This is a genomic window from Polaromonas sp. (assembly GCF_041689105.1).
GTDB lineage: Bacteria > Pseudomonadota > Gammaproteobacteria > Burkholderiales > Burkholderiaceae_C > Polaromonas.
This window is the reverse complement of sequence record NZ_JBDNGU010000112.1, coordinates 17,597-41,824: the sequence shown is the minus strand read 5'-3', so window position 1 is coordinate 41,824 and position 24,228 is coordinate 17,597. Positions and strand designations below refer to the sequence as shown.

The 24,228-nt window shown below is 61.2% G+C and carries 20 protein-coding genes, 1 tRNA gene and 1 pseudogene; 21 read left to right on the top strand and 1 reads right to left on the bottom strand.

Translation table 11 applies throughout. From position 1 onward, the window contains the following. Positions 1-38: 38 nt before the first annotated feature. From ACESMT_RS12470 to slmA, 21 genes and pseudogenes are all read left to right on the top strand, one after another. Positions 39-114, top strand: a tRNA-Thr gene (locus ACESMT_RS12470). Positions 115-158: 44 nt separating this feature from the next. Continuing rightward, complete coding sequence (locus tag ACESMT_RS12465) at positions 159-1,694, top strand: methyltransferase regulatory domain-containing protein (protein WP_372826918.1); 1,536 nt, start codon at positions 159-161, stop codon at positions 1,692-1,694. A 40-nt stretch (positions 1,695-1,734) separates the two neighbouring features. Next, a complete protein-coding gene (locus ACESMT_RS12460; RefSeq protein ID WP_372826917.1) occupies positions 1,735-2,541 on the top strand; it encodes a SapC family protein in 807 nt (268 codons plus the stop codon). Positions 2,542-2,749: 208 nt separating this feature from the next. Beyond that, the gene (locus ACESMT_RS12455; protein ID WP_372826916.1) at positions 2,750-4,057 is read left to right on the top strand and encodes a calcium-binding protein; all 1,308 of its coding nucleotides are present in this window, start codon (positions 2,750-2,752) and stop codon (positions 4,055-4,057) included. Between the two features lie 240 nt (positions 4,058-4,297). Then, positions 4,298-5,656 (top strand): hypothetical protein, encoded by a 1,359-nt coding sequence (locus ACESMT_RS12450; protein WP_372826915.1) that lies wholly within the window; start codon positions 4,298-4,300, stop codon positions 5,654-5,656. Between the two features lie 196 nt (positions 5,657-5,852). Continuing rightward, the gene (rfbB, locus tag ACESMT_RS12445; protein WP_372826914.1) at positions 5,853-6,917 is read left to right on the top strand and encodes a dTDP-glucose 4,6-dehydratase; all 1,065 of its coding nucleotides are present in this window, start codon (positions 5,853-5,855) and stop codon (positions 6,915-6,917) included. Then, complete coding sequence (gene rfbD / locus ACESMT_RS12440) at positions 6,914-7,804, top strand: dTDP-4-dehydrorhamnose reductase (protein WP_372826913.1); 891 nt, start codon at positions 6,914-6,916, stop codon at positions 7,802-7,804. The genes rfbB and rfbD overlap by 4 nt, the downstream gene beginning before the upstream one ends. 22 nt (positions 7,805-7,826) lie before the next feature. Next, positions 7,827-8,714, top strand: a complete 888-nt coding sequence (gene rfbA / locus ACESMT_RS12435) for a glucose-1-phosphate thymidylyltransferase RfbA (protein ID WP_372826912.1) — start codon at positions 7,827-7,829, stop codon at positions 8,712-8,714. A gap of 14 nt (positions 8,715-8,728) precedes the next feature. Continuing rightward, positions 8,729-9,277 carry a dTDP-4-dehydrorhamnose 3,5-epimerase gene (gene rfbC / locus ACESMT_RS12430; RefSeq protein WP_372826911.1) on the top strand — a complete coding sequence of 183 codons (549 nt, stop codon included), beginning with the start codon at positions 8,729-8,731 and terminating at the stop codon, positions 9,275-9,277. Between the two features lie 143 nt (positions 9,278-9,420). Beyond that, positions 9,421-10,701: an oligosaccharide flippase family protein gene (locus tag ACESMT_RS12425; RefSeq protein WP_372826910.1), complete on the top strand. Its 1,281-nt coding sequence runs from the start codon at positions 9,421-9,423 to the stop codon at positions 10,699-10,701. A gap of 225 nt (positions 10,702-10,926) precedes the next feature. Then, positions 10,927-11,739, top strand: a complete 813-nt coding sequence (locus ACESMT_RS12420) for a class I SAM-dependent methyltransferase (RefSeq protein WP_372826909.1) — start codon at positions 10,927-10,929, stop codon at positions 11,737-11,739. A 37-nt stretch (positions 11,740-11,776) separates the two neighbouring features. Next, positions 11,777-12,661: a glycosyltransferase family 2 protein gene (locus tag ACESMT_RS12415; RefSeq protein ID WP_372826908.1), complete on the top strand. Its 885-nt coding sequence runs from the start codon at positions 11,777-11,779 to the stop codon at positions 12,659-12,661. Then, positions 12,658-14,475: a glycosyltransferase gene (locus tag ACESMT_RS12410; RefSeq protein ID WP_372826907.1), complete on the top strand. Its 1,818-nt coding sequence runs from the start codon at positions 12,658-12,660 to the stop codon at positions 14,473-14,475. Before ACESMT_RS12415 ends, ACESMT_RS12410 begins: the two co-directional genes overlap by 4 nt. A 131-nt stretch (positions 14,476-14,606) precedes the next feature. Beyond that, on the top strand, positions 14,607-15,539 hold the full coding sequence (locus tag ACESMT_RS12405) for a glycosyltransferase (RefSeq protein WP_372826906.1): 933 nt from the start codon (positions 14,607-14,609) through the stop codon (positions 15,537-15,539). A gap of 14 nt (positions 15,540-15,553) precedes the next feature. Next, entirely contained in the window at positions 15,554-16,501 is a 948-nt protein-coding gene (locus tag ACESMT_RS12400; RefSeq protein ID WP_372826930.1) for a UDP-glucose 4-epimerase family protein, read from the top strand. Then, on the top strand, positions 16,485-17,045 hold the full coding sequence (locus ACESMT_RS12395; RefSeq protein WP_372826905.1) for a sugar transferase: 561 nt from the start codon (positions 16,485-16,487) through the stop codon (positions 17,043-17,045). The genes ACESMT_RS12400 and ACESMT_RS12395 overlap by 17 nt, the downstream gene beginning before the upstream one ends. 290 nt (positions 17,046-17,335) lie before the next feature. Continuing rightward, entirely contained in the window at positions 17,336-19,255 is a 1,920-nt protein-coding gene (locus tag ACESMT_RS12390) for a polysaccharide biosynthesis protein (protein ID WP_372826904.1), read from the top strand. An 83-nt stretch (positions 19,256-19,338) separates the two neighbouring features. Continuing rightward, positions 19,339-20,259 carry an acetylglutamate kinase gene (gene argB, locus ACESMT_RS12385; RefSeq protein WP_372826903.1) on the top strand — a complete coding sequence of 307 codons (921 nt, stop codon included), beginning with the start codon at positions 19,339-19,341 and terminating at the stop codon, positions 20,257-20,259. 118 nt (positions 20,260-20,377) lie between these two features. Beyond that, positions 20,378-21,082 carry a response regulator transcription factor gene (locus tag ACESMT_RS12380; RefSeq protein WP_372826902.1) on the top strand — a complete coding sequence of 235 codons (705 nt, stop codon included), beginning with the start codon at positions 20,378-20,380 and terminating at the stop codon, positions 21,080-21,082. A 90-nt stretch (positions 21,083-21,172) separates the two neighbouring features. Next, positions 21,173-22,272: pseudogene (locus tag ACESMT_RS12375) on the top strand (sensor histidine kinase); the annotation flags it as partial. A gap of 124 nt (positions 22,273-22,396) precedes the next feature. Continuing rightward, positions 22,397-23,032, top strand: a complete 636-nt coding sequence (gene slmA / locus ACESMT_RS12370; RefSeq protein WP_372826901.1) for a nucleoid occlusion factor SlmA — start codon at positions 22,397-22,399, stop codon at positions 23,030-23,032. Positions 23,033-23,099: 67 nt separating this feature from the next. Here the strand turns inward: slmA and ACESMT_RS12365 are convergent, their stop codons facing one another. Next, positions 23,100-24,185, bottom strand: a complete 1,086-nt coding sequence (locus ACESMT_RS12365; protein ID WP_372826900.1) for a malate/lactate/ureidoglycolate dehydrogenase — start codon at positions 24,183-24,185, stop codon at positions 23,100-23,102. Between the last annotated feature and the right edge of the window lie 43 nt (positions 24,186-24,228).

Genomic DNA, 24,228 nt, shown 5'->3' with positions numbered 1-24,228 from the left:
GCCGGCCCATCATGAAAGCCCCACTAGAATAAGACTGTGCCGCTTTAGCTCAGTTGGTAGAGCAACCGCCTTGTAAGCGGTAGGTCGTCAGTTCGAATCCGACAAGCGGCACCACACCCCTGCAGTTTTGCCAGGGGTTTTTTCTGGGGGTTATTGGCATGACGGACTGGACTTCGGGCTACGTGGCCGACATTGGCTACACCTTTGGCTACTACACCGAGCTCAACCCGCTGCGGGTCAAGCTGGCTTTTCTGAACGCGGGCCTGGTGGCTCCGGAGGTGGGCACGGCCTGCGAGCTGGGGTTTGGCCAGGGGCTCAGTGCCAACATGCACGCGGCGGCGACGCTGACGCAGTGGCACGGGACAGACTTCAATCCGGCGCAGGCGGGTTTTGCCCAGGAGTTGGCAGCTGTGGCGGGCGTGGGCGCCAGATTGCACGACGACGCTTTTGCTGATTTTTGCGCCCGCACCGACCTTCCGGACTTTGACTACATCGGCTTGCACGGTATCTGGAGCTGGATCTCGGACGCCAACCGGGCGGTGATCACCGACTTTATCGGCCGCAAGCTCAAGGTGGGCGGGGTGCTTTACATCAGCTACAACACGCAGCCGGGCTGGGCGGCGTTTGCGCCCATGCGCCACCTGATGACCGAACATGCCGAGATCATCGGTGCCCTCGGCCATGGGCTGGTCAGCCGCATCGGCGGGGCGCTGGACTTCACCGAAAAGCTGCTCGCCACCAACCCCGCTTACGCGCGCGCCAACCCGCAGATCGCCGACCGTATCAAGACGGTCAAAGCGCAAAACCCCCACTACCTGGCGCATGAATATTTCAACCGCGACTGGGAGCCGATGCACTTTGCCACCATGGCCGACTGGCTGGCTCCGGCCAAGGTGGGGTTTGCCTGCTCGGCGCATTACCTGGACCATATCGACGCGGTCAACCTGACGGCCGAGCAGCAGCAGTTTCTCAAAGACATCCCCGACGTGATGTTTCGCGAGAGTGTGCGCGACTTCATGGTCAACCAGCAGTTCCGGCGTGACTACTGGGTCAAGGGTGCGCGCCGTTTGTCGCCGCTGGAGCGGGCCGAAGCCCTGCGCGCCCTGCGCGTGGTGCTGGTGGCGCCCCGGGCCGACGTGTCGCTGAAGGTGGCAGGCGCACTGGGCGAGGCTGACATGACCGAGGCGGTGTATGCGCCCATTCTTGATGCGCTGGCCGACCACAAACCCAAAACACTGGGCCAGCTTGAGCAGGCGCTGCAGGGTAAAAACGTCAGCTTTGATCAGCTTGTGCAGGCGGCCCTGGTGCTGACGGGCGCCGGACATGTGGCCGCCGTGCAAGAGGATGCCTTGATGGCGCGGGCGAAAAAGCACACCGACAAGCTCAATGCGCACCTGATGGCCAAGGCCCGCGGCAGTGCAGATATTGCTTACCTGGCCAGCCCGGTTACGGGCGGGGGCGTGACGGTAGGCCGCTTTCCGCAGCTTTTTTTGCTGGCCTTGGGTCTGGGCAAAAAGCAGCCTGCCGACTGGGCGCAGACGGTGTGGCAGATTTTGTCGGCGCAGGGCCAGCGCATCGTGATGGAGGGGAAAACCCTGGAGTCGGCCGACGACAACCTGGCCGAACTGAACCGCCAGGCGACGGAGTTTCACGAGCGGCATTTGCCGATTTTAAAATCACTGGGCATCGCGTAATTAACGCAGCCCTGACATTTCACTCACGATGAGCATGAGCATGACGACGACACCCGAACACCATCTCCTGAGCCTTGAACGCCACGGTAAGCAGCGCTGGCGGCGGCTTACTTCTTACGCGTTTGCCGCGCAGCAGCCACTGCTGCCGCTGGCGGGTACAGAGCTGACGCAGGCAGCCTTGGCCATGCCGCTGGCTTTTGCCCCGGTGGACGGCGGCTTTGCCTGCGTGGCGGTGGTGGGTGTGCGCGCGGGGCAGTGCCTGTATGTGGCGCCCGACGGGCGCTGGCTGGGCAGCTACCTGCCAGCCTCGCTGCGTTGTTACCCTTTTGCGCTGACGCCACTGGACAACGACCAGCATGCGCTGTGTGTGGACGAGGCCAGTGGCCTGCTGTCGCAGCAACCGCAGGACGAGCGGTTTTTTGAAGAGGGCGGGGCGCTGTCGCCGACGCTGAAGGGCATTCTGGACTATCTGGGGCAGGTGACGGCCAGCCGTGCCGCGGTGGGCAAAGCCTGCGCTGCTTTGCAGGCCCACGGCCTGTTGCAGCCGTGGGAGATTTCACTGGAGGACGCTGCAGGGCCGCGCAAGCTGGAGGGGCTGTTTCGGGTGGATGAGGCGGCGCTGAACACGCTGCCTGATGAGGCTTTTTTGGCCCTGCGCCACAGCAGTGCGTTGGTGGTGGCTTATGCGCAGCTGATGTCCATGCAGCATCTGCAGGCGCTGGGTGCGCTGCTGCGCGCCCATGCGCAGGCCGAACAGGCCCAAACCGCTGCCCGGCCCTTGCCGGTCACCCCGGGGGGCGACCTGGACCTGTCGTTCATGGAGAGCGACACCTTGCGCTTTACCTGACCGAATCCGGCGGGCCGCACCATCCCTGGCGGCACCCCCCTCTCTCTGAAAGCCTCTGTTTCCGCCGGTAACGTGGTTCTACACGGTGTTTCATCCTACGGCCTGACCTTGTGGTGTCCTGCAGCCACGAGCGTGGCTGCGTTTTAAATTAGACACACACCGGGTGCGTCAGGTACTTGGTTAATTCAATAAACTCCTGGAGATCCCCATGGCCATCACCACTCAAGAACGCAGCAACGTCATCAAACTGACGGTTGCCATGTTTAATGCCGCCCCCGGTGCAACTTACCTGGCGCAATTCAGTTCTTTTTATGAAGCCGGTGGACGCAGCTTGTCCACGCTGGCCGCTGGTATGGCCAACACCAGCATCTACGCCACGCTGAACCCCTCGACACAGACCGGCGGCGCTTTTGCTTCCGCGTTTTTGACACCGTTTGGCTTGCAGGCCAGCGCTGAAGCGCTTAATTTCATCAGTACCCGTTTCAATGCCGGCATGAGCAAGGGCCAGATTGCCTATGAAGCCGCAGTTGCGCTGAACGATTCGAGCGCGCCGGTGTTTGCCGACGCGAAAGCCATCCTGAACAACAAGACCTCGACGGCCGAGACTTATTCGGTCACGCAAGGCAATACATCGACGTCTATTTCAGCGCTGCAGCAGGCGGTGGCCAATGTGACCCAGGACCCCGCCACGGTCACGTCATCGAACACGGCGAATGCATCGTCGAACTCGGTGATCGACCTGACGCTGGCCAACGACACCTACACCATAGGCGCGGGTAACTTCACCATCAATGGCCTGGGCGGCGACGACACCATCACCACGGGCCACGGCAACAACACCATCAACACGCCCGCTGGCAACGACACCATCACCACGGGCGACGGCAACGACACCATCAATGCTGGCGATGGCAACAACACGGTCAATGCGGGTGGTGGGACCAATACTGTCACCACGGGGACGGGCAACGACACCATCACCACTGGTGCCGGCAATGACGTGATTGTCAGTGGCACGGGTAACGACATCATCAACTCCGGCGCGGGCACGGACATCATTACCAGCGGTGCCGGCAATGACAGCATTGCCTTGGGTGTGGACAGCGTTCTGGACACGGTTATCTTTGGCTCGACCGCGGCGACCAATGGCAGCGACGTCATCAGCAACTTCACGTCTGGCATCGACAAGCTCAACCTTGACGCGATGACGGCACAAACCGCCACCACGGCGGTGACGGGTGCGCTGACAGTAACGGCTGGCAATGTTTATTTTCTGGCCAGCAGTGTGGCCGGCAATGCAGACAGTGTGGCAGCCGCCGCAGCGGTGCTGCAAGCCGCGGCGACCTGGACCAACGGGACCAACGGCACGGTGGCTTTCTTTGTGGTCAACGATGACAACAGCTCGGCGGTCTACCAGTATGTGGAAGCGGGTACAACCGGCATCAGCCTGACCGAGCTGACGCTGATAGCCACGGTGGACGCCAAGATTGTGGTGGGCGACTTGCTGTTTGCCTGATACCGGCGCGCCGCGAGGCAGCTTCCCCCGGGCACTTTGCGCATGACCCTGAAAACCCGCTGCGGCGGGTTTTTTTGTGGAGGTTATCTTCTCAAGGGCATTTGCAAGGGCATTTGCAAGGGCATTTGCGGGACGGCTGCAGGGTGACTGGGCGCGGGGATAATGTGCGTTGTCAAAAATGTTGCAGTGGGCGCGTGCCACCCGGACCCCGTCCGGTATCCAGATAGTCTCAAAAGCCCGATGTACGAGATCACCAACCGCACCCTTTTTCCTTACAGTGCCATCACCTATGTGGTGAGCACATGGGCTGTTGGTCCGGCCACGCGCGGCTCGGGGTCGGTGGTCGGTCCCAACGACATTCTGACTGCGCTGCATGTGTTGTATGACGCCAACCGCGGCGGCTGGGCCACCAGCGTCACGGTCACGCCCGGGGCCGACACCCGGCCTTTTGATGCGCCCTATGGCTCGTTTACCAATTGGGGCCGTTTCAGCGGACGCACCAGCAACTGGGACACCGACGGCGATGGTCTGTTGTCGTCGGCTGAGTCGCAATACGACCTGGCGGTGATTGGCATGCGCACCCGCATTGGCGAGGTCACGGGCTGGTTGGGCACCTCGCCAGAGTCGAGCGACTTTTACGGCACCATGCTCGGTTATCCCGGACGCGGCACCGGCCTGATGGCCGAAGCGGTGTTTGCCGACGCATCCACGCGCTACGGTGTGTTTGACATTGCCTCCACGCTGGGGGCTGGCGCCTCGGGCGGGCCGCTGCTGCGCACGCTGGACGGGCAGTCTTATGTGGTGGGCGCGCTGTCTGCCGGCACCAGCAACAGCTCGGTCTACGCTGGTCTTTACGGCCTCGGCACCTGGGAGTGGCTGAACGCGGCCATGGCGGCCAACGACGACCTGGTGGCGGGCCAGTTGCAGCTTGTTTTCAACGGCGCGACGGGCAACGATGCGCTGACCGGCAATGCGGCGGCGAACACGCTACTGGGCGGCGCGGGCAATGACATACTGACGGGCGGCGGTGGCGACGACACGCTCAATGGTGGCGCGGGGCTGGACACCGCCGTTTTTACGGGAGCGCGCAACAGCTACACCATCAGCGTTTCAGGGGGCACAAGCACGGTCCGTGACGGGGTGCCTGGGCGCGATGGCACCGATACGCTGACGGCTGTGGAGCGTCTGCGGTTTTCCGACGTTTCGGTGGCACTGGACCTGAATGCAGGCGCTGGTGCCACTGCCAGGGTGATTGGGGCAATTTTCGGCGCCGCCGCTGTGGGTGACCGGGACTACGTGGGGATCGGGTTGCGCCTCTTCGATCAAGGGACCGTGTACACCGACGTGCTGAAGTTCGCACTGGACGCCAACCTGGGCGCGGGCGCGTCCAACGCTGCGGTGGTCAACCTGCTTTATACCAACGTGGTGGGTGTGGCCCCCGGCGCGACAGAGCTGGCCCGGTACACCGGCCTCATTGACTCGGGTGTCTACACCCAGGCCACGCTCGCGTTGATGGCTGCAGAAACCGGCGAAAACGCGGCCAACATCAATCTGGTGGGCCTGGCCGCGCTGGGGCTGGACTATCACCCGAGGGGCTGATTCTTCCCCGAAATCGCCCCCGAAAGCGGTGGTGGGCAGCAAAGCGCGCGGCAAGGGCCATGGCGCCTGGGCCGGTGGCAGACACGCAAGGCTTGCGCAGCCTGGGTAACCCTGCGGTTCATGGGATAATTTGAAAAAGGTTCATCGAAGCAGTTTCGGCAGGCAGTCTGCGGGGGTGTCAGATGGTGGAGGGGACATGATCTTGGTGACTGGCGGTGCTGGCTTTATCGGCGCCAATTTTGTTCTGGACTGGCTGGCGACACGTGATGAGCCTGTGCTCAACCTGGACAAGCTGACCTACGCGGGCAACCTTGAAAACCTGGCGTCGGTGCAGGCTGACGAGCGTTATGTTTTTGTTCAGGGAGACATCGCCGATACCCCTTTGGTGATGCAGTTGCTCGATCAGCACAAGCCCCGCGCGATTGTCAATTTTGCCGCCGAGTCGCATGTTGATCGCTCCATTTTGGGCCCTGAGGACTTTATCCAGACCAACATCGTCGGCACGTTCCGGCTGCTGGACGCGGCTCGCAAGTATTGGGGCGGGCTGTCCACCAACGAGCAGGCTGCTTTTCGCTTCCTGCATGTGTCCACCGATGAGGTGTATGGCTCTCTCTCGGCCAGCGATCCGGCGTTTACCGAAAACCACCGTTACGAGCCGAACAGCCCTTATTCAGCCAGCAAGGCCGCCAGCGACCACCTGGTGCGCGCTTATCACCACACGTACGGCTTGCCGGTGCTGACGACCAACTGCTCGAACAACTATGGGCCTCACCACTTTCCCGAAAAGTTGATTCCGCTGATGATTGTGAACGCGCTGGCGGGCAAACCGCTGCCGGTGTATGGCAATGGCATGCAGGTGCGCGACTGGTTGTACGTCCGTGACCATTGCAGCGCGATTCGCCGGGTGCTCGACGGCGGCAGGTTGGGGGAGGTTTACAACGTGGGGGGCTGGAACGAAAAGCCCAACATCGACATCGTGCACACGGTGTGCGCCCTTCTTGACGAACTGCGCCCACGCAGCGACGGCAAGAGCTACCGCGAGCAAGTAAAGTTTGTGGCAGATCGCCCGGGGCACGACCAGCGTTATGCGATTGACGCCAGCAAGATGGAGCGCGAACTCGGCTGGAAGCCCGCAGAAACCTTTGCCACCGGCATCCGCAAAACCGTGCAGTGGTATCTGGACAACCCGGGCTGGGTGGCCAACGTTCAGTCGGGCGCTTACAGCAAGTGGGTACAAACCAACTACACGTCCCGCCCATGAAAATCGTGTTGTTTGGCAAGGGCGGTCAAGTTGGCTGGGAGCTGCAGCGCAGCCTGGCCTTGCTGGGAACTGTGGTGGCGCTGGACTTCGACAGCACGGATTTTTGCGGCGACTTCTCGAACCTGCAAGGCCTGGCCGACACGCTGCGCCGCTTGCGTCCAGACGTCATTGTGAATGCCGCCGCCCACACTGCGGTGGACAAGGCAGAAAGCGAGCCGGAGCTGGTGCGTACCTTGAATGCGCTGGCGCCTGAAGTGCTGGCGCGGGAGGCACAACTTGCCGGTGCCTTGCTGGTGCACTATTCAACCGACTATGTTTTTGATGGCAGCGGACAGCAGCCGTGGCTAGAGACCGACGTGCCTGCACCGCTGAGTGTTTATGGCCAGACCAAGCTGGAGGGTGAAACGCTGATTCAGGCCAGCGGCTGCCAGCATCTTATTTTTAGAACCAGTTGGGTTTATGCTGCGCGCGGCGGCAATTTTGCCAGGACCATGTTGCGCCTGGCCCAGGAGCGCGAGCGCCTGACGGTCATCGACGACCAGTTTGGCGCGCCCACCGGGGCCGAGTTGCTGGCCGACGTCAGCGCGCATGCGATTCGCCAGCTGTTGCAGCGACCACAAGACGCGGGCCTTTATCACCTGGTGGCGGGCGGCGAAACCACCTGGCACGGCTACGCAAAACACGTGCTTGCGCAGGCCATGCGGACGCCGTTAGCCAGCAAAATAATAGCAAAAGAGATGGCCCCGGTGCCCACCAGCGCTTTTCCCACGCCGGCCCGACGGCCGCATAACTCGCGTCTGGACACGACCCGGCTGCAATCTGTATTTGGACTGACTCTGCCGCCTTGGGAGCAGGGGGTGGATCGCATGCTGGCCGAAATCATTTGAATCCAACCACCTGAAAAAACCCATGACGCAACGCAAAGGTATTATTCTCGCGGGCGGCTCTGGCAGCCGGTTACACCCGGCCACCCTGGCCATGAGCAAGCAATTGCTGCCGGTGTACGACAAGCCCATGATTTATTACCCGCTGTGCACGCTGATGCTCGCGGGCATTCGGGATGTCCTGATTATCAGCACGCCGCAAGACACGCCGCGGTTTGAGCAGTTGCTGGGCGATGGCAGTCAATGGGGCCTGAACTTGCAGTACGCGGTGCAGCCCACCCCGGATGGCTTGGCTCAGGCTTTCATCATTGGTGAAAAATTTGTCGGTAACCATCCCAGCGCGCTGGTGCTGGGCGACAACATTTTTTACGGGCATGACTTTAACGGGCTGCTTTCGGGCGCCGACACCCGGGGCCCTGGCGCGACCGTGTTTGCCTACCATGTGCAGGACCCTGAGCGGTATGGGGTGGTGGCTTTCAATGCCCAAGGTGAAGCCACCAGCATCGAAGAAAAACCGACCCAACCCAAAAGCAGTTATGCCGTCACCGGGCTTTATTTTTACGACAACCAGGTGGTGGACATCGCCAAAGCGGTGAAGCCAAGCGCGCGGGGCGAGCTGGAGATCACTGCCGTGAACCAGGTCTACCTTGACCGTGGCAAGCTGAACGTGCAGATCATGCAGCGCGGTTATGCCTGGCTGGACACCGGCACGCACGAAAGTTTGCTGGAGGCCAGTCAGTTCATTGCCACCCTGGAGCACCGTCAGGGACTGAAAATCGCCTGTCCGGAAGAAATTGCCTGGCGCAGCGGCTACATCAGCAGCGAGCAACTTGAAAAACTGGCACGACCCCTGGCTAAAAATGGCTACGGACGCTATCTGCTTCGAGTTCTGCAAGAGCAACCCATTTCCTGAAGCTTTTCCGACCCATGAACACCCTGCCCACCGCGATTGCCGACGTATTTATTGTTGAACCCAAAGTCTTCGGAGACAGCCGCGGATTTTTCTTTGAAAGCTTTAATGAGCGGGTTTTTTCAGAAGCAGTGGGGCAGGAGGTTCGGTTTGTGCAGGACAACCACAGCCGATCAGCCCAGGGCGTGCTGCGGGGCCTGCATTACCAGATCAATCAGCCGCAGGGCAAGCTGGTGCGGGTGGTCCGCGGATCGGTGTTTGATGTGGCAGTTGATCTGCGCCGCGCTTCCTCGACCTTCGGGCGTTGGGTGGGCGTGGAACTCTCGGAAGAAAACCACCGTCAACTGTGGGTGCCTGCAGGCTTTGCGCACGGCTTCCTGGTGACCAGTGAATCGGCGGAGTTTCTCTACAAGACGACGGACTACTATGCGCCGCAATATGAACGCAGTGTGGCCTGGAACGATCCGGCCATCGGCATCGAGTGGCCGCTGAACGGCAAGACGCCGCTGCTGTCGGTCAAGGACGCGGCGGGACAACTGCTTGCCGATGCAGAAGTGTTTTCATGAAGCTGGGCTGTTGGCTGCCGTGAGCCGTCGCGTTATCGCGTTGGGTGGCAGACGGCTCCGTTCGGACCCCCCACTGCGACCAGTGATACACAGCCTGTGCAGCGTGGGGAAACGCGGAGAAAATTACCGCTGTTCTCCATAACGTGCGTGCCATCGCTGCGCCATTCATGTCTCTCAAACGCAATACCCTGTGGAACCTCGGGGGCAGTGTGGTGCCGCTGGCCGCGGCCGTCGCTTTCATTCCTTTCACTCTGGAACGTCTGGGCTATGAAGCGTTCGGGGTGTTGACCCTGATTTGGGGCGTGATTGGCTACTTCAGCTTGTTTGACATGGGTGTCGGGCGCGCCCTCACTTATCAGTTGAGCCGGCTCATGGCCATCGGGCGGATCGCTGAGATCGGCCCCACGTTGAGGGCGGGCATGCTTCTGACCTGTGGGGCAGGGCTGGTCGGAGCGGGTCTGGTCTGGCTCCTGGCCCCCGGTCTGGCGAAGCACTGGCTGAAGATCAGTCCCGCTTTGCAACACGATGCACTGCTGGCCTTCACGATCGCGGCGATTGGGGTTGTGCCGACGACGCTGGTCAGCGGCCTGCGAGGTGGACTTGAAGGCCTTGATCGTTTTGCCGCGTCCAACATGAGCCGAATGGGGTTGGGACTGTGGATGTTTGCCCTCCCGGCCTGGTCGGTTTATATGCACGGCCCGGCGTTGTGGGTGATCACGCTGTATCTGGTCTTGGGCCGATGCCTGGTCCTGCTCGGTTTGGGTTGGCAACTCAGCGGCTATGTTTGCTCAGGTTGGGTCAGTCTGGAAAAACGGCACCTGAAAGGCTTGTGGAACTATGGCTTTTGGGTCACGGTGACCGGCGTTGTGGGGCCTTTGATGGTCTATGGGGACCGGTTTTTTGTCAGTGCTGCCGTGGGTGCCGAGCAGTTGCCTTTGTATGCCATTCCCCAGGAGGGCTTGTTGCGGCTGCTGTTGATTCCGATGGCGTTGACGGGCGCGTTGTTACCGCGCCTGGCCGCCATAGGAAAGGAGGAAACGCTGCTGGCCTATCGCCAGAGTAACCGCCAGGTGCAGGTCTCGATGTTTGTCATTTGCTCGCTCGCTGCAGCGTTGGCTTACCCGGTACTGGCGCTGTGGCTCTCGGCTGAATTTGCGCGCGCTGCGCTCCCGATTGTGTGGGTGATGTGCGCAGGGATATGGATCAATTCCATGGCCATGTTGCCCTACACACTGTTGCATGCAAAGGGAAATCCCAGGTTAACAGCCTTGTTTCACCTGGCTGAATTGTTGCTTTATCTTCTGGCACTGTGGATTCTTTCCTCGCAGTTTGGCCTGTTGGGAGCTGCCTTGGCATGGGTGGCGCGGGTGACATTGGACCTGATCTTGCTGCGGCTGGCGGTGCGCGTTCTGTACGCTGTTTGAATTGACGCCATGAACACGTTCACTGCTAATCCGCTGGAGCTGCCCTGGCCTGTCGATGCGCTGGAGACAATTTCTGCCTGTCCGTATTGCGGCAGCCCGGACCACACGCTGGCGCATGAAGGCGTGCAGGATTGGTCGTTCGGATGTGCGCCTGGCAAGTGGAATTATTGGGGCTGCAGCCAGTGCCGCGCGCTCTACCTCAACCCCAGACCGACATCGCGCTCCATGGGCAAGGCGTATGGTCGCTACTACACGCATGACGCTGCAGCAGAAAAAGGCCTTCTGAGTGTCATCAAGCAGCGTGTGAGAAATGAGTACTGGTCGCATACGCTTCAAACGACGATCGGCCCCAGGCTGGGCACACCTTCATGGGCGGCGGTATTTTTCAAACGGCTCAAGCCGTGGATTGCTGAGCCGTTTGGATTGCGGCAGCTGGCCCAGATGCCGAAAGGTTATTTGATTGATGTGGGTTGCGGGAACGGCAACACGCTCAAAACAGCGCAGCAGCTGGGTTGGCGCACGCTGGGCATTGAACTGGATGCCCATGCCGTGAAAGCTGCCCGTGCGCAGGGTTTGCTTGTCATTCAGGGTGGATACGACGAGCTCAGATCTCTCGCAGGGCAAGCCGATTGTCTGATGTGCTCTCATGTGCTTGAGCATGTTCAGGAGCCCCTGGAGATGTTGCGTTTGTTGCTGGCAGCGCTCAAGCCGCGGGGTGTGTTGTTGCTGTCCACGCCGAATGCCTCCAGTTATTTGCGGGACTTCTATGGCGAAAACTGGCGCGGTCTGGAGGCGCCACGGCATCTGGCCATCGCCGACGCAGCCTGGTTGATGAACTGGCTGTGCGCACAGGGTTTTCAGTGCACGCAGGTGCCTTGCTGGGATGGGGTAAGCGCTATTGAGTCCGAACGGATCAGGCGCCGGGATCTCACGACGAGGCCGACAGATGTAAAGGCTGGAAAAAGAGCGGTTCGCCTGTACGGAAAGCCTTCGCTGCACAAACACGATACCGTTCAAATCGTTTGCACGCGGGCATGACCATGAAAACGTTGTTCAACATGTTTTATCAGGGGCTGTGGCCAATGACGCCAGCGCTTGCATTGAGCTGTCAGTCCGGGGCGAAGGTGCGACGATGAAACGCGTCGCTGTGGTGGTGTTGAACTGGAATGGCTGGCAGGAAACCCTTGCCTGTCTGTCGTCCCTGCTGCATCTGGACTATCCCAATTTCCAGCTGCTTGTCGTTGACAATGCGTCGTCGGACGCCTCGGTTGATGAGATTAAAAGGGCCATGCCCTTGATTGAGCTGTTGCAGACAGGCGCCAATTTGGGTTATGGGGGAGGGTGCAACGTGGGTATTCGGCTCGCGCTCGCACGGCGCGCGGACTACGTGTGGCTGCTCAATAGTGATGCCACTGTCGCTCCAGCTGCGCTTTCCGATCTCGTGCGTGTGCTGGACCAGGACCCGTCGCTGGGTTCAGTGGGATCGGTTTTGTATGAGGCCGACAAGACGGCGCAAATTCAGCTGTGGGGCGGCGGCCGCATCAACCTCTGGCTGGGGCAGTCACGACACCAGTTGTCCCCAGGCCCGCTGGACTTCATCTCGGGCGCTTCCTTGTTGCTGCGCTGCGCTGCCCTTGAGGAGGTTGGTTTGTTCGATGAGGCCGCTTTTTTCATGTACTGGGAGGACGCGGACCTGGCGTTTCGCCTGCGCAGGGCTGGTTGGGCATCCGGGGTCGCTGGCAAGTCTTCGGTGTGGCACAAGCAATCGGCGAGTTTGGGCAAGGGGAGCCCCAAGCTTGATGAGTACTTCACCCAATCAGGGGTTCGTTTTCTGCGGCGTTATGCCCCCGTACCATTTATTCCTGTTTCACTGATGCTTTGCAGAATGTTGGCAAAGCGTGTGCTCATTGGTGACATGAGACGCGTCCGGGCTGTGCTCAGGGGGTTTCTGGCTGCATGACTGAAGTCGTACCGGTTTCTGTGGTGATCCCTTGCTACGGCTGCGCGCAGACGGTGGAGCGGGCTGTGGCGTCTGTTGCGGCGCAAACCGTGCAGCCCATGGAGTTGATTCTTGTGGACGACGGCAGTGCGGACGGAACCCGTGCGGTACTCAACGAATTGCGCGGCCGCTATGCGCCAGGCTGGATCCAACTCGTTTTACTGGATAAAAACCAGGGTGCGGCGAGTGCGCGCAATGCGGGCTGGGAGCAGGCCTCGGGACACTATATTGCGCTGCTTGATGCAGATGATTCATGGCATCCGCGCAAGATTGAATTGCAATACAGGTTCATGGCGTCGCGGCCGGATATTGCCGTGTCGGGCCACGGGTACGAACAGGTCGATGTTGTGCCTGCGCCCGCAGTGCTGGATGACGCAGTGTTCCAGCAATTGCGGGTATTGCCCGTGCTGTTGAAGAACCCTTTCGTTACGCCGTCCTTCATGTTCCGCCGGGATTTGCCGCATCGCTTTTTTTCGGGCAAACGCCACATGGAGGACCATTTATTCCTGATGCAAGTGGCCACCTCAGGTTTGGTCATAGCCAAGACTTCGCTGCCATTGGCTTATATTTACAAAAATATGTTCGGGGATTCCGGCTTGAGTGCCGATCTCTGGGCCATGCAGCGCAGCGAGTTGGTCAACTACGCGATTTTGTACCGCGAGCGGCGTATCCCTTATTTGGGCGCGGTCTTTTTAACTGACTATTCCTGGGTCAAGTTCAGCCGCCGATTATTCCTTGTCGGGCTGCGCAAGCTGTTCCGACTCACAGGGCTGGCCAAAACCCGTGCTTCATCCGGCTTTACCAGCGGGAAGGACTCTCCGCTGCCTGAGCCCGCGACATCAGTCGCTCCACAAGAGCGCGTTGAACCGATTGTTTGGGGGCTTGTTGTTTGCTTTCAACCCACCGCAGGTCCGTTGCTGGACCTGGTTCGCAGGCTTGCCGAACAGGTGACGAGGGTGCTGTTGCTGAACAATGGAGGCCTGAACGAAGACGTGCGAAGCCAGTTGTTGAGCATAAAGACCGTCATCATTTTCGATTTTGAAAAAAACAGCGGAGTTGCTGTAGCGCTGAATGAAGGGTTTCGGCAGGCGGTGGCCGACCAGGCTGATTTTGTAGTGACCTTCGATCAGGACAGCAGCCCGGAGGCGGGCCATGTGGCCGGGTTGATGCACCAGTGGTTCGCGCTGTCTTCGGCAGCCGGCCTGGGCCAGAAGACTGGCGCGATCGGACCTTCTTTTTATGATGGCCGTAACGGGCATTTTGACTTTCCTTTTTATCGTGAAGAGGGCTGGAAGGTGGTTAAGGAATACTTCGCTGCCGAGAAATCCCTGGTCAGGGCTGATGTGTTGATTACCTCCGGCATGCTGGTACCCACCTCCATGTGGGCCGACGATCTGAAATTCAATGAGTTGCTGTTTATTGATTTCGTGGACACCGAGTGGTGCCTCCGGTCGAGAAAGAGCGGGTATTCCCATTACGGCTGCTTTGACGTGAAGATGAAACACGAGCTTTCAGAGGCAGGCCCTGTCATGTGGTTTGGCTTCACTATCCTGAAATACAGCCCGCTTCGCCGCTATTATTACTTCCGGAATTGTTTGTATTGTGTGTCCCGGTCGTACGTCCCCAATGCGTTCAAGGTGAGGTTGATGATTGGATTGCTGCTGCGGGTGCTGACATTGCCGATGGTTGACGAAAAACCCTATTTATCCATTAAAAGCGTGGCAGCAGGAATATTTGATGCTCTCCGGGGACGGTACGGAAGCCGGAAGCTATAGCGCGCAACGCATGGTGAAAATGAAACCTGAAACAAGTGTTTTGGCATGACGCCATCCATCGGTCAGAAGGGCCATTGGCATGATGATCGCAATTTGATGAATCAGATTTGCACTGTTGGTACCGCACCGGCATGATTCAGGATGTCTCTCCGACACCTGCGTTTGCCGTTTGCCTTGCTGCGTTTAATGGCGTTCGCTGGTTGCCCGAGCAATTGGACTCCATCCTCGCGCAGCAGCACGTTGACGTCAGGGTTTTCGTCAGCGTGGATGCCTCTTCCGATGGGACAGAGGACTGGATGGACCAGGCTGCAATGCGGGAGCCACGTATCACCGTGCTCCCGCACGGATCGCATTTTGGCGGCGCAGCGCCTAACTTTTTCCGGCTGTTGCGGGATGTGGACGTCTCCGGCTTTGACTATGTGGCGCTCGCTGATCAGGACGATATCTGGTTTGTCGACAAACTGATACGGGCTCATCAAGAGATCTTGCGCTCGGAATCGGACGCATACTCGAGCAACGTGTTGGCGTTCTGGCCTTCGGGGCGGAGGGTGCTGATCAGGAAGGCCCAACCCCAGGTGCGCTGGGACTTCCTGTTTGAGGCCGCTGGACCGGGCTGCACGTATGTGATCCGAACGGGGCTTGTGCAGGCCGTGCAGGCGCTGCTGCACGCGCGTTCGGAAGAAGTGCAGGGGCTGGGGTTGCACGATTGGTTTTTGTATGCTTTCGCCCGCGCAAAGGGTTATCGCTGGGTGATTGATGAACGCGCCGGGATGCTTTACCGGCAGCACCGACATAACCAGGTAGGGGTGAACGCCGGATGGCGTGCTTCTATTCACCGAGTTGAAAAAGTCCTGGGGGGGTGGGCTTTGGGCCAGTCTGTGTTGACGGCGCGTCTGACCGGATTGTCAGAAGACCCGTTTGTAAACCGGTGGTCTGACGGACGCGTCATGGGATTGCTGTGGCTTGCCCTTCATGCGGGACAGTGCAGGCGACGGCCGAGAGACAGAATGATATTCGCCCTGTCATGTGTGGCCTTGTGTTTCGTGGGGAATCGTCGGCGATGAGTCCATGCCAGATTATGATTACCGGCGCGAATGGTTTCCTGGGTCAGGCTTTGTGTGCGCAAGCCGTTGTGCGTGGAATGGGCGTGCGTGGCACAACCCGCTTGCCACATGGCCGGCTTGCGGGGGTTGAGCCCTGCGCAGTGGGCGATATTGACGGCCTTACCCCCTGGCAGGCTGCGCTGACGGGTTGTGAGGTCGTGGTGCATCTGGCGGCACGGGTCCATGTCATGCAGGAGGTCGCGGCACATCCACTGGCGGAGTTCAGAAAGGTCAATGTGGAAGGAACCTTGAACCTCGCGAGGCAGGCGGCGGCAGCAGGTGTTCGCAGATTCGTGTTTCTGAGCTCGATCAAGGTGAACGGTGAGGCAACCCAACCGGGCGTGCCCTACCGTGCCGACGACACGCCTGCGCCGCAGGACCCTTATGGACTGTCCAAGTTTGAGGCAGAGCAGGGATTGCATCAAATCGCTTTGCAGACAGGCATGGAACTTGTTGTTATCCGCCCCCCGCTTGTTTATGGCCCTGGCGTGAAAGCCAACTTTGCCTCCATGATGCGCCTGCTACAGCGCGGAATACCGTTGCCCCTGGGCGCTATTCATAACCGGCGCAGTCTGGTGGCGCTCGACAACCTGGTCGATCTGATCGTGCTCTGTATCACGCATCCCGCTGCAACCAATCAGACCTTTCTGGTCTCTGATGGCGAGGATGTTTCCACCCCGGAGCTGTTGCGCCGCACGGGGCAAGCCATGGGCCACCCGGCGCGTTTGCTCTCTGTGCCGACGCCTTGTCTCCGGCTGGCGGCGGCGATCGTGGGCAGGCAGGATGTGGCCGGGCGCCTGTGGGGGTCTTTGCAGCTGGACATTGAAAAAACACAGCGGCTGTTAGGCTGGCGCCCGCCACTCACGCTGAACCAGGGCTTGAAGCAGGCCGTGAAGGGTTATGGGCGTGAAGCGGGTCGTTGATCTGCTGCTGGCGTTGACTGCTGCGCTGGTTTTTGGCGTGCCGGTGTTGCTGTTGGCGGCGCTTGTGCGCTTGACGTCTCCCGGACCGGCCTTGTATTGGTCCGACCGAGTCGGGCGCAACAACCGGATTTTCAAAATGCCCAAATTCCGCAGCATGCGGGTGGGTACGCCGGCACTGGCCACGCACTTGCTGGCCGACCCCAAGGTGCACTTGACGCCGGTGGGCAGTTTCCTGCGTCAGAGCAGCCTGGACGAGTTGCCTCAGCTCTGGAGCATCCTGGTCGGCGACATGAGCTTTGTGGGCCCCCGGCCAGCGCTCTTTAACCAGTACGACCTGATTGAACGACGCACGCGGTTTGGCGTGCATGCATTGGTGCCTGGGCTCACGGGTTGGGCGCAGATCAACGGACGGGATGAATTGCCCATACCCGACAAGGTGAAGCTCGATGTCGAGTACCTGCAGCGGCAGTCGCTGTGGTTTGACATGCGTATTGTCTGGCTCACTTTTGTGAAAGTGCTGCGGCGTGACGGCGTTTCCCATTGAAGGCGGGCCCGTTGCCGCTGCTTGCGCTGACCGTGTCTGGCGTGTTCAGCGCATCCCTGTACGATGCCTGCTTCGGTGATGTTTCCCGTGGGTCGGCGCGGGTCTTGTTGGTTTGACCGCTTTCACAGTCCGCAGCGTCACGGGCCGGGCGGCGACGGGAGTGGTGAAGCGTCAATGAATGGGAAGATGGGTTGATCAAAGTATGAAATCAGGGAAGCAAACCCTGGACAGCGTCCAAGTTTGGAAAGGCGGGAAGTGTCTTTGCTGCCCACTCTCGTTGGCAAACGCCCATGCGTAGCCAGGTCCTCGGCTGGTCGCGCTGGACCAAATGGCTGCTGGTCATGGTGCTGGATACGGTCATGGCGGTGGTGTCGATGTGGATGGCGTTTTCGCTGCGGCTGGATACGCCGCACTGGCCTTCGGGCATGCAATGGGTAGCGTACGCCCTGGCGCCGGCGCTGGCCATCCCGGTATTCATCAAATTCGGGCTTTACCGCGCGATTTTCAGGTACACCGGACTGGCCGCTTTGGTGGCGACGGCACAGGCGATAGCGGTGTATGGGGTGTCGCTTTTTGCCCTGTTGCAGTGGCAGCAGTGGCCCGGCATACCGCGAACCGTTGGTTTGTTGCAGCCGCTCATGTTTCTGGTGCTGGTCGGCGTCAGCCGCGCGTCGGCACGGTTCTGGTTGTCGGACCCCGGTCGGATGGCGCGCCAAGTGGAGGGGCGTTTGCTGATTTATGGCGCGGGCAACGCCGGCGTGCAGACCGCCGCGGCCATTGGCATCACCGGCCAGTACAAGTTGATGGGTTTTATTGACGACGACGCATCAAAAATGCGGCGCAGCATCAATGGCACGCCGGTGTGTGGGCCGGGTGAGGTGCCCGCAGTCGTAGCCCGGTATCAGGTCACCGACATCTTGCTGGCCTTGCCCAGCGCGTCGAGGGAGCGGCGCAACAGCATTATCGAAAGTTTGCGCGGCCTGCCGGTGCACATACGTACCTTGCCGGCCTGGGGAGACCTGGCCAGCGGACGCGTGACAGTGCGTGATTTTCGTGAGCTGGATGTCGAAGATCTGTTGGGCCGAACACCCGTGCCGCCCGACACCGAGCTGCTCGCGCGCGACCTGATGGGTCAGGTGGTGCTGGTCACGGGTGCGGGCGGCAGTATCGGCAGCGAGTTGTGCCGCCAGATTGTTTTGCAGCGGCCGCGCCAGTTGCTGCTGGTGGACCATAGCGAGTTTGGCCTTTACGCGATTCACCAGGAGCTTCAGGCCCTGTGTTCGGCCGGCGGGCTTTCGGCACAAGAGCCCATTGAACTGGTACCGCTGCTCGGAAGTGTCGTCAGCCATGCGCGTATGTCAGCCTTGTGCAAGCTGTACCAGCCCGCCATTGTCTATCACGCTGCAGCCTACAAACATGTGCCCATGGTGGAGGGCAATGCCGGTGAAGGGATTGTGAACAACGTGTTTGGCACGCTCAACATGGCGCGTGCGGCGCTGGAGAACTCAGTACGACGGTTTGTCCTGATTTCGACGGACAAGGCGGTGCGGCCCACCAATGTCATGGGCGCCAGCAAACGCATGGCCGAGCTGGTGCTGCAAGCGCTTGCGGGCGACGGCGCGCCGGCATTTTTTGACAACAACCAGTGGACCGATGGCCTGCATGCCAACCAGACCTGTTTCACGATGGTGCGCTTTGGCAATGTGCTTGACTCCAGCGGCAGCGTGGTGCCGCTGTTTCGCAGGCAACTGGCTGAGGGCGGTCCGCTGACGGTGACCCACGCCGAGGTAACTCGCTATTTCATGACCATTCCCGAGGCAGCTCAACTGGTGTTGCAGGCGGGTGCCATGGCCTTGGGCGGAGATGTTTTTGTGCTCGACATGGGTGCGCCCGTAAAAATACTGGATCTGGCCCGCCGCGTGATCGAGCTCTCAGGTCTGACTGTGCGCGAGGAAGGATCGATCACCGGGGATATCCCGATCAGGATCACCGGCTTGCGGCCGGGTGAAAAACTCTACGAAGAACTGCTGATCGGTGACAACCCGGAACCCACCGTGCACCCGCGCATCATGAAAGCCCATGAGCCCTGCCTGCCATGGTCGGAGCTGGCCCCCGAATTGCAAGCCTTCTGGCTCGCCGCGCAGGCCAATGATGTCGAAGCCATCAAGGCCATGCTCAAGCGTCATGTGCAGGGATACCAGCCGAGTTGACGTATTCAGGCCTCTGTGGCGTGCATGCGGCACAATTCACGGTTGTTTGTTTTTTATCCAAGCTTTATCCAAGGCGAGCCGCTATGACGACCTCCTCCTCCTCCTCTACCACCGACCCCGACCTGTCCCACGTAGGCCCGCGCGACAAGGCCGAGATCCTGGCGCAGGCGCTGCCTTATATCCGCAAGTTCCACGGCAAAACCCTGGTCATCAAGTACGGCGGCAATGCCATGACGGACCCTGCCTTGCAGGCGGACTTTGCCGAGGATGTGGTGCTGCTCAAGCTGGTGGGCATGAACCCGGTGGTGGTGCACGGCGGCGGGCCGCAGATCGAGGCGGCGCTGAACCGGCTTGGCAAAAAAGGGCAGTTCATCCAGGGCATGCGGGTGACCGACGAAGAGACCATGGAAGTGGTCGAGTGGGTGCTCGCTGGCCAGGTGCAGCAGGACATTGTCGGCCTGATCAACCAGGCGGGTGGCAAGGCGGTGGGTCTGACCGGGCGGGATGGTGGGCTGATCCGCGCGCAGAAGCTCAAGATGGTGGACAAGGACGACCCTGCGAGAGAGCACGACATTGGTTATGTCGGCGATATCGTTGGCATCGACCCCAGCGTGGTCAAGGCGCTGCAGGACGACGCCTTCATCCCCGTGATCAGCCCGATCGGTTTTGGTGAGCAAAACGAAAGTTACAACATCAACGCCGATGTGGTGGCGGGCAAGCTGGCCATTGTGCTCAAGGCTGAAAAGCTGGTGCTGCTGACCAACACGCCTGGTGTGCTGAACAAGGCTGGTGAGTTGCTGACCGACCTGAGCGCGCGCGAGATTGACGAGCTGTTTGCCGACGGCACCATCTCGGGTGGCATGTTGCCCAAGATAGAAGGCGCGCTGGATGCGGCCAAAAGCGGCGTGAACGCGGTGCACATCATTGACGGGCGTGTGCCGCACGCCATGCTGCTTGAAATCCTGACCGATCAGGCCTACGGCACCATGATCCGCAGTCATTGATATTTTCTCCCTCTCCCTCTGGGAGAGGGCAGGGGTGAGGGGCCGCGCACCAAGAGACCCTCACCCTGACCCTCTCCCAAAGGGAGAGGGAGCAAGGCAAGCTTCTCAAAGGCACCCCATGCGACTCTTACTGGTTGAAGACGACGTCATGCTGGCCAGCGGCATCAAGCTGGGGCTTTGTGGCGCCGGTTACGCGGTGGACTGGGTCGGCAGCGCCGAGCGTGCCGAGGAGGTACTGGCCGGCGAGAGTTTTGACGCTGCCATCTTCGACATCGGCCTGCCCGGCATCGATGGCCTGGAGCTGACGCGGCGCTTGCGTGGTCGCGGCCTGGCGATGCCGATGCTGATCCTGACAGCCCGTGATGCCCTGGAAGACCGCGTGCAGGGGCTTGATCTGGGCGCCGACGACTACATGGCCAAGCCCTTTGAGTTGCCCGAACTGCTGGCCCGCCTGCGTGCGCTGCTGCGCCGCTCCCAGGCGACCACCAGCGCCGTCCTGGGTTTTGGGCCGCTGAAGCTGGACTCCGCCAATCGCCAGGCCAGCGCCAACGGCCAGCTGATCGAGCTGGGCCCGCGCGAATGGACGGTGATGGAGTATTTGCTGGTGCACGCGCCCAAGCCGGCCAGCAAGGAAAAGCTGCTTGCCGCGCTCACCGGCTGGGACAAGGAGATCACGCCGAATGCCATCGAGGTTTATATCTCGCGCCTGCGCGGCAAGCTGGAGCCGCACGGTGTCGGGCTGCGCTCCATCCGTGGTTTTGGCGACCGGCTGGAGCTGGTCGGCACCCCGCCCATTGGCACCGGCGGTGCGGCCAGCAAATAGGGCGGGAGCGTGCCGCTGAGTCCGCCCCCAGGCAGCGCCCCTGGACTGCCACAGGCGATGCGCTCCGGCCTGCAGCGCCGGCTGCTGTTGCTGCCCGCCACGCGCGAGCCGGAATTCCACGACAGGGAAGACAAAGGCGTGACTTACCGCATCGTCGCGCAGCGTGTCAAAACCGTCGCCGGCGACCTGATCCTGCAGCTGGCCGACGGCTCTGACGCCCGCCAGCAATGGGTCTGCTCGGTGCTGCTCAAGGTCTTGCTGCCCAACCTGATGCTGGTGCTAGCGGCCGGTTTGACTGTCAACTGGGCGGTGACCCGCGCGCTCAGGCCTCTGCTGGCCCTCAAGGAAGCGGTTGAGCGCCGCTCTCCACGCGACCTCAGCGCGATTGATCCGCAAACCACGCCGGCCGAAGTCCAGCCGCTGGTGACCTCGCTGAACCGCCTGTTTGCGCTGGTCAACGACCAGGCCGAAGGCCAGCGCCGCTTTGTGCCCGATGCCGCCCACCAGTTGCGCACGCCACTGGCCGGGCTGCAGGCCCAGGTGGAGGCCTGGGCCCAGGCCGCCGGTGCACCCGCCGCAGGCGGTCAACTCACGCTGTCGGCGGAAAAAATCATCGGCCTGCGCAGCGCCACCCGGCGCACCTCGCAGCTGGCCAACCAGCTGCTCGCCCTGTCGCGCGCTGATGCCTCCAGCATGGCCAGCCAGCCGCCGCAGCGGGTGAACCTGAAAGACCTGTGCGAGTCCGTGCTGGGCCTGCACTGGACGCTGCGGCCGCCAAAAATATTGATCTCGGGCTGGAGACCGGTTTCGCCCAGGTGGCGGGCCACGAATGGATGCTGCGTGAGCTGCTGGGCAATCTGGTGGACAACGCGGTGAAATACACCCCGCCCGGCGGCACCGTCACCTTGCGCTGCGGCCGGCAGGACCACCCGGCGTCGGGGCAGGCCCAGGTGTTTCTTGAGGTCGAGGATGACGGGCCAGGCATTCCACCCGACCAGCGTTCCCGCGCGCTGGAGCGGTTTTACCGTGCGCCCGGCACCGCAGGCGAGGGCAACGGCCTGGGCCTGGCCATTGCCGACGAGATCGCGCGCCTGCACCACGCGCAACTGACGCTCCAGTCCGGCGGCAAGGCCGAAGGGGGCCGGGGGGCCGGTCTGCGTGTACGGCTGCTGATGCAACTGACGGCCTGAGCAGGGCGCGCTGCCGCAGGCATCGGGTCAAACCCCACGCACGCCCAGCGGAACGCGTTTTAAGCTGTGCGAGAATCCACAGCAGTTGCCTGGTCTTTTTGAAACATCTCTTACAAAGCCACCTATGTCTGAGTTCGAGTCCGAAGTAAGTCCCGAGTCCCCTGCAGCCTCCGCGCCGCGCAAGCGGCCCAAGCCGGGTGAGCGCCGCGTGCAGATCCTGCAGGCACTGGCGACCATGCTTGAGCAGCCCGGCTCAGAGCGCATCACGACCTCGGCGCTGGCGTCAAGGCTGGATGTCAGCGAAGCGGCGCTGTACCGCCACTTCGCGAGCAAGGCGCAGATGTTTGAGGGGCTGATCGAGTTCATCGAGCAGACCGTGTTCACGCTGGTCAACCAGATTGCCGAGCGCGAGACTGATCCGGCGGTGCGCACCCGCAAGCTGGTCGTCATGCTGCTGCAGTTCGCTGAAAAAAACCCCGGCATGACCCGCGTCATGGCTGGCGACGCACTGGTGTTTGAAAACGAACGCCTGCAGGAGCGCATGAATCAGTTCTTCGACAAGCTCGAAGCCAGCCTCAAGCAAAACCTGCGCGAGGACGCTGTGTCTGACGGCGCGGCCATGCCCACGGTGCAGGCGCAGGTCCAAGCCTCGGTCGTCGTGGCTTTCATGATGGGCCGGCTGCAGCGTTTTTCACGTTCGGGCTTCAAGCGCCTGCCAACCGAACACCTCGACGCCAGCCTGGGCAGGCTGCTGGGCTGAGCCTCGACGCTATCAAAACAGGCGCTGTCAGAGACCGCTCCACAAGGGCCAGAGCCCGATTTGATGCCTAGTTTTGGGTTAAACCGTCCCGGTCGGGCAAGCTCACGCCTACTCTGGCGCCTGCCGCCACGATTTCTTTCCAGGTCTGGGCATCAACGGCGATGCCTTCCCGTTCGCGCTGCATCCGGCAGGCGCGCTCCGGGTCACCGGCAATCTGTACCGCTTCAAAGCCCGGTGCCACCGGCCCGGCCCGGAGCCAGTCCACAAACGCCAGCGCTTCCTGCTCAAACGCCGCTTGTGTGCCCAGCCTGACCGGATCGATCAGGATGGTCAGCATGCCGTTGACCACCGCGCGCACGGCCGGGTCGGTCGGTTTGTGCCAGGTGCCGCTGCCGGTCAGCGCGCCTCCGAGCAGCTCACAGGCCACGGCCATGCCGTAACCCTTGTGTTCGCCAAAGGCCAGCAACGCGCCAAACAGGCCATTGCTTTGCGGCACCACCACCACCCCGGGGTCGGTCGTGGGCCGGCCCAACTCGTCAATCAGCGTGCCGGGCTCCACGCGCCGGCCTTCGTTGTGGGCGACGCGCATTTTTCCCTGTGCCACCCGGCTGGTGGCAAAGTCAAGCACAAATGGGTCGCGTCCTGCGAGAGGTACACCGATGCAGCAGGGGTTGGTGCCATAACGCCCGTCGGCGCCGCCAAAAGGCGCGACCACCGGGCGCGACAACACGTTGACAAAATGCAGCGAGACCAGGCCCTGGGCCACCGCCATCTCGGCGAAATGCCCGATGCGCCCGAGGTGGTGGGCATTGGCCAGCGTCATGATGCAGCTGCCGTGGGTTTTGGCGCGCGCCATGCCCAGGACCATGGCCTGCTCGCCGACGATCTGGCCGTAGCCGCGCTGGCCGTCCAGCGTGAGCAGCGAGCCAGTGTCCAGCACTACCTTGATACCGGTGTTGGGTTTGAGCCCGCCTTCGAGCACCGCCTCGACGTAACGCGGCAACATGCCGACGCCGTGCGAGTCGTGGCCGCTCAGGTTGGCCATCACCAGGTTTGCAGCGACGCTGGCCGCCTCTTCGACGGCGCTGCCAGCCGCTATCAAAACAGTAGCTACTTGCGCTTGCAGGGCGTGGGCTTCAAGTGTTTTTTGCATGGTATTGCGTGTTTCATCATTCATGACAGGCCGCGACCGTTGG

Excerpts from the sequence above, each read along its gene's own strand:
- ACESMT_RS12380 (WP_372826902.1), top strand. The coding sequence starts at position 20,378 with ATGCGACTCTTACTGGTTGAAGACGACGTCATGCTGGCCAGCGGCATC.
- ACESMT_RS12365 (WP_372826900.1), bottom strand. The coding sequence starts at position 24,185 with ATGCAAAAAACACTTGAAGCCCACGCCCTGCAAGCGCAAGTAGCTACT.
- ACESMT_RS12455 (WP_372826916.1), top strand. The coding sequence starts at position 2,750 with ATGGCCATCACCACTCAAGAACGCAGCAACGTCATCAAACTGACGGTT.
- rfbD (WP_372826913.1), top strand. The coding sequence starts at position 6,914 with ATGAAAATCGTGTTGTTTGGCAAGGGCGGTCAAGTTGGCTGGGAGCTG.
- ACESMT_RS12460 (WP_372826917.1), top strand. The coding sequence starts at position 1,735 with ATGACGACGACACCCGAACACCATCTCCTGAGCCTTGAACGCCACGGT.
- ACESMT_RS12400 (WP_372826930.1), top strand. The coding sequence starts at position 15,554 with ATGATTACCGGCGCGAATGGTTTCCTGGGTCAGGCTTTGTGTGCGCAA.
- slmA (WP_372826901.1), top strand. The coding sequence starts at position 22,397 with ATGTCTGAGTTCGAGTCCGAAGTAAGTCCCGAGTCCCCTGCAGCCTCC.
- rfbA (WP_372826912.1), top strand. The coding sequence starts at position 7,827 with ATGACGCAACGCAAAGGTATTATTCTCGCGGGCGGCTCTGGCAGCCGG.
- ACESMT_RS12390 (WP_372826904.1), top strand. The coding sequence starts at position 17,336 with ATGCGTAGCCAGGTCCTCGGCTGGTCGCGCTGGACCAAATGGCTGCTG.
- ACESMT_RS12405 (WP_372826906.1), top strand. The coding sequence starts at position 14,607 with ATGATTCAGGATGTCTCTCCGACACCTGCGTTTGCCGTTTGCCTTGCT.
- rfbC (WP_372826911.1), top strand. The coding sequence starts at position 8,729 with ATGAACACCCTGCCCACCGCGATTGCCGACGTATTTATTGTTGAACCC.
- argB (WP_372826903.1), top strand. The coding sequence starts at position 19,339 with ATGACGACCTCCTCCTCCTCCTCTACCACCGACCCCGACCTGTCCCAC.
- ACESMT_RS12450 (WP_372826915.1), top strand. The coding sequence starts at position 4,298 with ATGTACGAGATCACCAACCGCACCCTTTTTCCTTACAGTGCCATCACC.
- ACESMT_RS12420 (WP_372826909.1), top strand. The coding sequence starts at position 10,927 with ATGGGCAAGGCGTATGGTCGCTACTACACGCATGACGCTGCAGCAGAA.
- ACESMT_RS12465 (WP_372826918.1), top strand. The coding sequence starts at position 159 with ATGACGGACTGGACTTCGGGCTACGTGGCCGACATTGGCTACACCTTT.
- ACESMT_RS12410 (WP_372826907.1), top strand. The coding sequence starts at position 12,658 with ATGACTGAAGTCGTACCGGTTTCTGTGGTGATCCCTTGCTACGGCTGC.
- rfbB (WP_372826914.1), top strand. The coding sequence starts at position 5,853 with ATGATCTTGGTGACTGGCGGTGCTGGCTTTATCGGCGCCAATTTTGTT.